Below are 4,970 nucleotides of genomic sequence, written 5' to 3'. Positions count from 1 at the left end.
AAAAAAAAGTGATAAAAATAAAGAAGCATGGACGACTCTCAATGAGTTTATTTCGCTATGGTTTAGACTATGTTCAAATGGCGATTCAGCGTTTAATTGGTTTTGGGAAAAAAGAAGAGTTTAAGGAAATTTTGGCAATTTTAAGAAGGCAGAAGCCTGATAGGATAAGGGTTCTGTGAAATTTGTCGTGTACAGAGGCGGAATTTATTAATGCAAATACAGGTGTATCAAAATGCACTTTTGTTTCAGGGCATGGCATGGCTTGTGAGGAATATTCAGACAAGCTTCAAGAGCTTTTTGGTGATGCATGTTCAAAAAAACTAGATGAGTTAATTGCACTATATGGACTAGAAGTGCCTGATAAATATAAAAAAAATGCTGAAAATATCAGTGAATTAATTTTTCATGAAGTGGTTGATTATAATAAAGATTCAGAACTCCATGATGTTTGTAAAAATATTTTATTTAGATTTAATCAGTTGGGTGTTGAGCAAGAACCCTATGCTTGCTCTCTGTGTGGTTGGGATGAAGTGAATGATGCGCCAATATATGGTGATGAAGCGGTATTTAAGGACTATAGCCTAGAAGACTTTAAAAAATTAGCGGAGATTGAATAATGTACTCTCCTGCTAAATTTGGTGAAATGATTGGAAAATCAGTTAAAATACTACAGCGATGGGATACTGAAGGTACTTTGGTTGCGTGTCGAAATCCCAAAAACCGTAGGTATTACACACATGACCAATATCTTGAATATATTGGGATAAAAGCTACGGAAGATAAATCATCAGTAATTGTATATTCAAGGGTATCGAGCGCAGCTCAAAAACCTGATTTAGCAAACCAAGTTTCAGCGCTAGAAACTTTTTGCACAGCCAATGGGTATGCGATTGATGAGTGGGTGTCTGAAATTGGTAGTGGTTTAAATTACAACCGGAAAAAATTCAACAAGCTTTTCTTGGATATTGAAATGGGTAAAGTTTCAATGCTGATCCTTGCTCACAAGGATCGCTTGGTGCGGTTTGGTTTTGAATGGTTTGAGTCCTTTGCTGATAGACATGGTTGTAAAATTATTATCATGAATCAAGAATCTCTCTCCCCAACAGAAGAAGTAACCCAAGATTTATTAGCAATTATTCATTGTTTTTCTTCACGCCTGTATGGATTGAGAAAATACAAAGATAAGGTTAAAGAATTAGTGAGTAGTAAGGAATAACTCTTTGAAGCTAACACGCATTCATCACTGTAGAAACTTGAACAAGGAAAAGTATAAGCAACTTGAGAAACAAGCTGTATTACTTGGTCATGTTCGTAGTGAAGTTTGGGCGAGATATGGTGCTATTGCAGGGTTAAGTATTAGCGACAGAACCATTCGTGATGCGTGGATGAAAGAAGGTCGTAACTTCGGTGTTTCGGCAAATGCCTGGAAAGAAACCTTACGTGACTGCATGGGTGATATTAAAGCCTTTCGTGAGGCTTCAAAAGAGAAAGTAAAACAAGCGATTCGCAAAAGAACGACTTGCGACAAAGAGCTAAAAAGACTTTATACCTTGCTTAAAAAAGACGAATGGCAGGAAGATAATTTCCTGCATCGTCAAATGCGTAAACACTTTAGGCATGGTGTAAATCACACGTACAATCAAATCATTGTACGTTGATATGTGTAAGACATTTGAGTTAAACGGTCAATGTTGGCTCAAAGTACCAAGCCTAGTTTCTCGCCAAACGATTAAAATCCCATTGAATACAACAATGGAATTTGCACCAATAGGCACACTCAGAATCATTCTTAAAAACGGCAATATTGAGGTTCATTCAACCTATGATGCCGTTGAATCTCAAGATTGCGGTCAAGCAACTATCGGTGTTGATAAGGGTTATTCAGAAGCCTTTGTTGATTCTGATGGTGAAGTGTATGGTCAAGGTTTGGGTAAGCTAATTTCAAGTGAATCTGACTACTTGAATCAAAAATACAAGAACAGAAACAAGCTCAGAGCAATCGCTAAAAATAAACCTCATAAAAAAGCCCAAATTGAGCTAAATAACTTGGGTCGTAAGAAATTGGATAGACGACAAGACGCTCAAAAATCCAAGTTAAAAACACTTATTTTTACAGCAACTCATAAGCTCGTTGATAAAGCGAAATTAATTGTTGCGGAGGATTTAACTTCTCCAATTCAAAGTAAACGCAACTATGGTAAAAATACCAATAGACGCTTAAATACATGGGTTAAAGGCTTGTTAGCTGATGCCCTAACATCTGTATCTCACCGTAGAGGTTCTACGGTACATCTAGTTAATGCTGCATATACTTCGCAATGTGATTCTTTTTTACATGGGCTGCTAATTGGCACACGTAAAGGAGATCGCTTTCACCGTTTTAATGGGGAGGTTGTGCAAGCTGATTGGAATGGTGCGAGAAACGTACTTGCAAGATTAAATGACACTGAGATTAGTCGTTATACGCCTTACAAAACCGTAAAGCGCATATTGCAAGAACGGACTGACCGCTACAAGTCGGAACTGACCGACTTAGGCTCTAGTTACACGCTTGGCGACAGGACATTAACAGAGTGCGAATTAGTCCTTGACTATGTTTGACTACATTTTAAGGAACAGGTGTTACATGGATCCCAAACAACATACTTACGTTGTTAAATGGTTGACTGAAGATCAAGCCTGTGTCGGCTTATGTGTCGAGTTCTTCATTAAGCTGACTTAAACCAAATAGGTGAGGCTAATTAATTTATTGGCTGATCTTTAATAATCCCTGCCAGCTGAAATAGTTCTGGGTCAAATGGGTACGATTCATGGACCACTTTCGTTGTGGCAAGTAGCAGCTGCCAACAGCTAATTTAGTTTTCCCATATCTCGCCTGTACCGCTTCTAAAGTCTGCATGAGGCTTTCATTACTTTCACGCTGGCCGTGGTCTGTCAGCAGGTCAGGAGTAAAGCGCTGCTTAGCGATTAAATCCGTCAGAATTACACCACACTTTTTATATTTCACGTCAGATTTATAAATGTGTTCCAGCAGTTGCATGGCTGTATTAATTACATCCAAAACACAATCCGTCGGTTCAGGAAACTCAAAAGCCAACGATTTACTGTAATAGGGAACCTTTGAATCAAAAGGATTCGATTGCACAAAAGCAATGACACATCCACATAAGGAAGCGTCTGCTCGTAAACGTATGACCGCATCCTGTACATATTTGCCCATAGCCTCTTTGAGATCATCTAGCTCGGTAACTTTTTCACCAAATGAACGACTGGCTATGATTTGCTGTTTGGGGGGAGGGGTATCATCCAACTGCATGCAAGAAACGCCTTGTAGCTCCAATACAGTTCTTTGCATTACCACAGAAAAAAGACTCGCCATGCGATGTGCATCTTGCATCACTAAATCTAGCACTGAATAGATTCCCATAGCATTTAGTTTTTTTACCAACTTACGACCAACGCCCCAAACTTCACCGACCTCAATGTCTGAATAAAGCATTTCCTGATCTAGGAAATCCATATTGAGTAAGTTACACACACCCTTGAAACCCTGTCTTTTTTTGGCAAGATGGTTGGCCATTTTGGCTTCAGTTTTACTACGCCCGATACCAATCGAGACGGGTAAGCCAATCCAATCCAACAATCGTTGTTTCATGTGATGCGCATACTGGGTTAAGTCAAAATTTTGTGCATAACTGGTCAGGTCTAAAAAACACTCATCAATTGAATAGATTTCCTGTTCATGTGGCGCAACAAAACTAGCCAAAATTGAATGAAAACGTTTGGACATTTCAGCATATAAAGCATAGTTACTGGATAACACCACGACCTGATGTTGTTGAACAATATCCTGTATTTGAAAGAGAGGAACGCCCATTTTGATGCCTAGCGCTTTGGCTTCATTACTTCTTGCCACAGCACAGCCATCGTTATTGCTGAGCACAATCACAGGTTTATTGTTTAGACTGGGATTAAATACCCGCTCACAACTGACATAACAGTTGTTAATATCAATCAGGGCATAAATCCGCTCGTAACTGCTCATCTGAACTTCTTGATCACACTGGTAACCACACCCCAAATCAGCATGGTTTGATTATCTTTCAAATGGATATCAGCAAAATCAGGATTAGCCGCCTGCAACCAGCATTGATTACCCTCAATCATCAAACGTTTAATCGTAAAATCATTGTCAATCAATGCCAGAACAATATCCCCATGCTTGGCTTCAATACTACGGTCAACGATTAGCTTGTCATTCAGATCAATCCCTGCATCACGCATGGATAAGGATTCCACTTCAACGATAAAGGTTGCCTGTTGGTTTTGAATAAGAAACTCGTTTAGATCAAGGGTCTTATCGATATAGTCCTGAGCAGGAGAAGGGAAGCCAGCAGCAACCTTTTCTGAAGCCAAAGGAATACTCATTACAGAGCTTGGATTCACTAGGGTTATAGATGCTACATCATTGAACTTGGCTTTATTTGATCCTGTTAGGTAATTCTTTATTTCAAGAATTCTAGACTCAGGCACACGAATGACCTTAGTAGGTTCATCATATAGAGGCTTTCTACCTGCACCATCTCGACTACCTCCACGTTGTCCAACCATACAATTCACTCCCCAACAATTGAATATGTAACATAATCAAATGATAGGGGATGAGCTTAATCGAAGACAATGAAATTACGATGAATGGTTGATGTGAATCATCAAATGATGTTCCTTTGAGCAGACCTTTACTTATGTCAACGTAGAGGTCAAACCAAGAGGAAGAATAGTTAGTGCCGCCTTCGGCGGTGTTTTGGGATAACCGATTAATGCAAATCCAAACCAAAGGAAACCACTATGAAAATCATGAACCGTACCGGTTTTGTCGGAGACTTTTTTATTTAAGTTAAGCCACCTGACCTAACGGGTTAATCTTATCATAGTACATTGCTTCAAACTCAAAAGGCGACACATAACCT

The 4,970-nt window shown here is 39.2% G+C and carries 6 protein-coding genes and 2 pseudogenes; 5 read left to right on the top strand and 3 right to left on the bottom strand.

From position 1 onward, the window contains the following. From EXE10_RS20135 to EXE10_RS20120, 5 genes and pseudogenes are all read left to right on the top strand, one after another. A pseudogene (locus tag EXE10_RS20135) lies at positions 1 to 179 on the top strand (IS4 family transposase); the annotation flags it as partial. Between the two features lie 3 nt (positions 180 to 182). Then, positions 183 to 617 carry a hypothetical protein gene (locus EXE10_RS20130; RefSeq protein WP_130114527.1) on the top strand — a complete coding sequence of 145 codons (435 nt, stop codon included), beginning with the start codon at positions 183 to 185 and terminating at the stop codon, positions 615 to 617. Further along, positions 617 to 1,216, top strand: coding sequence for an IS607 family transposase (locus EXE10_RS20125; RefSeq protein WP_070154048.1), 600 nt, complete (start codon positions 617 to 619; stop codon positions 1,214 to 1,216). Before EXE10_RS20130 ends, EXE10_RS20125 begins: the two co-directional genes overlap by 1 nt. Before the next feature lie 4 nt (positions 1,217 to 1,220). Further along, positions 1,221 to 1,658, top strand: coding sequence for a hypothetical protein (locus tag EXE10_RS22015; RefSeq protein ID WP_228152123.1), 438 nt, complete (start codon positions 1,221 to 1,223; stop codon positions 1,656 to 1,658). 1 nt (position 1,659) lies between these two features. Further along, complete coding sequence (locus EXE10_RS20120; RefSeq protein ID WP_228256872.1) at positions 1,660 to 2,601, top strand: IS200/IS605 family accessory protein TnpB-related protein; 942 nt, start codon at positions 1,660 to 1,662, stop codon at positions 2,599 to 2,601. Positions 2,602 to 2,746: 145 nt separating this feature from the next. On the opposite strand, the gene EXE10_RS20115 is transcribed toward EXE10_RS20120, so the two are convergent. The 3 genes and pseudogenes from EXE10_RS20115 to EXE10_RS20105 form a co-directional block, all read right to left on the bottom strand. Next, the gene (locus tag EXE10_RS20115) at positions 2,747 to 4,045 is read right to left on the bottom strand and encodes a Y-family DNA polymerase (RefSeq protein ID WP_130114526.1); all 1,299 of its coding nucleotides are present in this window, start codon (positions 4,043 to 4,045) and stop codon (positions 2,747 to 2,749) included. Continuing rightward, on the bottom strand, positions 4,042 to 4,611 hold the full coding sequence (locus tag EXE10_RS20110; RefSeq protein ID WP_130114525.1) for a LexA family protein: 570 nt from the start codon (positions 4,609 to 4,611) through the stop codon (positions 4,042 to 4,044). Before EXE10_RS20110 ends, EXE10_RS20115 begins: the two co-directional genes overlap by 4 nt. 286 nt (positions 4,612 to 4,897) lie before the next feature. Next, a pseudogene (locus EXE10_RS20105) lies at positions 4,898 to 4,970 on the bottom strand (type II toxin-antitoxin system HipA family toxin); the annotation flags it as partial.

The sequence above is a fragment of the Acinetobacter sp. WCHAc060033 genome (genome assembly GCF_004209125.1).
In the GTDB taxonomy this organism is placed as follows: Bacteria; Pseudomonadota; Gammaproteobacteria; order Pseudomonadales; family Moraxellaceae; genus Acinetobacter; species Acinetobacter wuhouensis.
Note: the sequence above shows the minus strand (reverse complement) of the source record. Positions and strands in the feature narration are given on the sequence as shown.

Excerpts from the sequence above, each read along its gene's own strand:
- EXE10_RS20115 (WP_130114526.1), bottom strand. The coding sequence starts at position 4,045 with ATGAGCAGTTACGAGCGGATTTATGCCCTGATTGATATTAACAACTGT.
- EXE10_RS20110 (WP_130114525.1), bottom strand. The coding sequence starts at position 4,611 with ATGGTTGGACAACGTGGAGGTAGTCGAGATGGTGCAGGTAGAAAGCCT.
- EXE10_RS20120 (WP_228256872.1), top strand. The coding sequence starts at position 1,660 with ATGTGTAAGACATTTGAGTTAAACGGTCAATGTTGGCTCAAAGTACCA.
- EXE10_RS20125 (WP_070154048.1), top strand. The coding sequence starts at position 617 with ATGTACTCTCCTGCTAAATTTGGTGAAATGATTGGAAAATCAGTTAAA.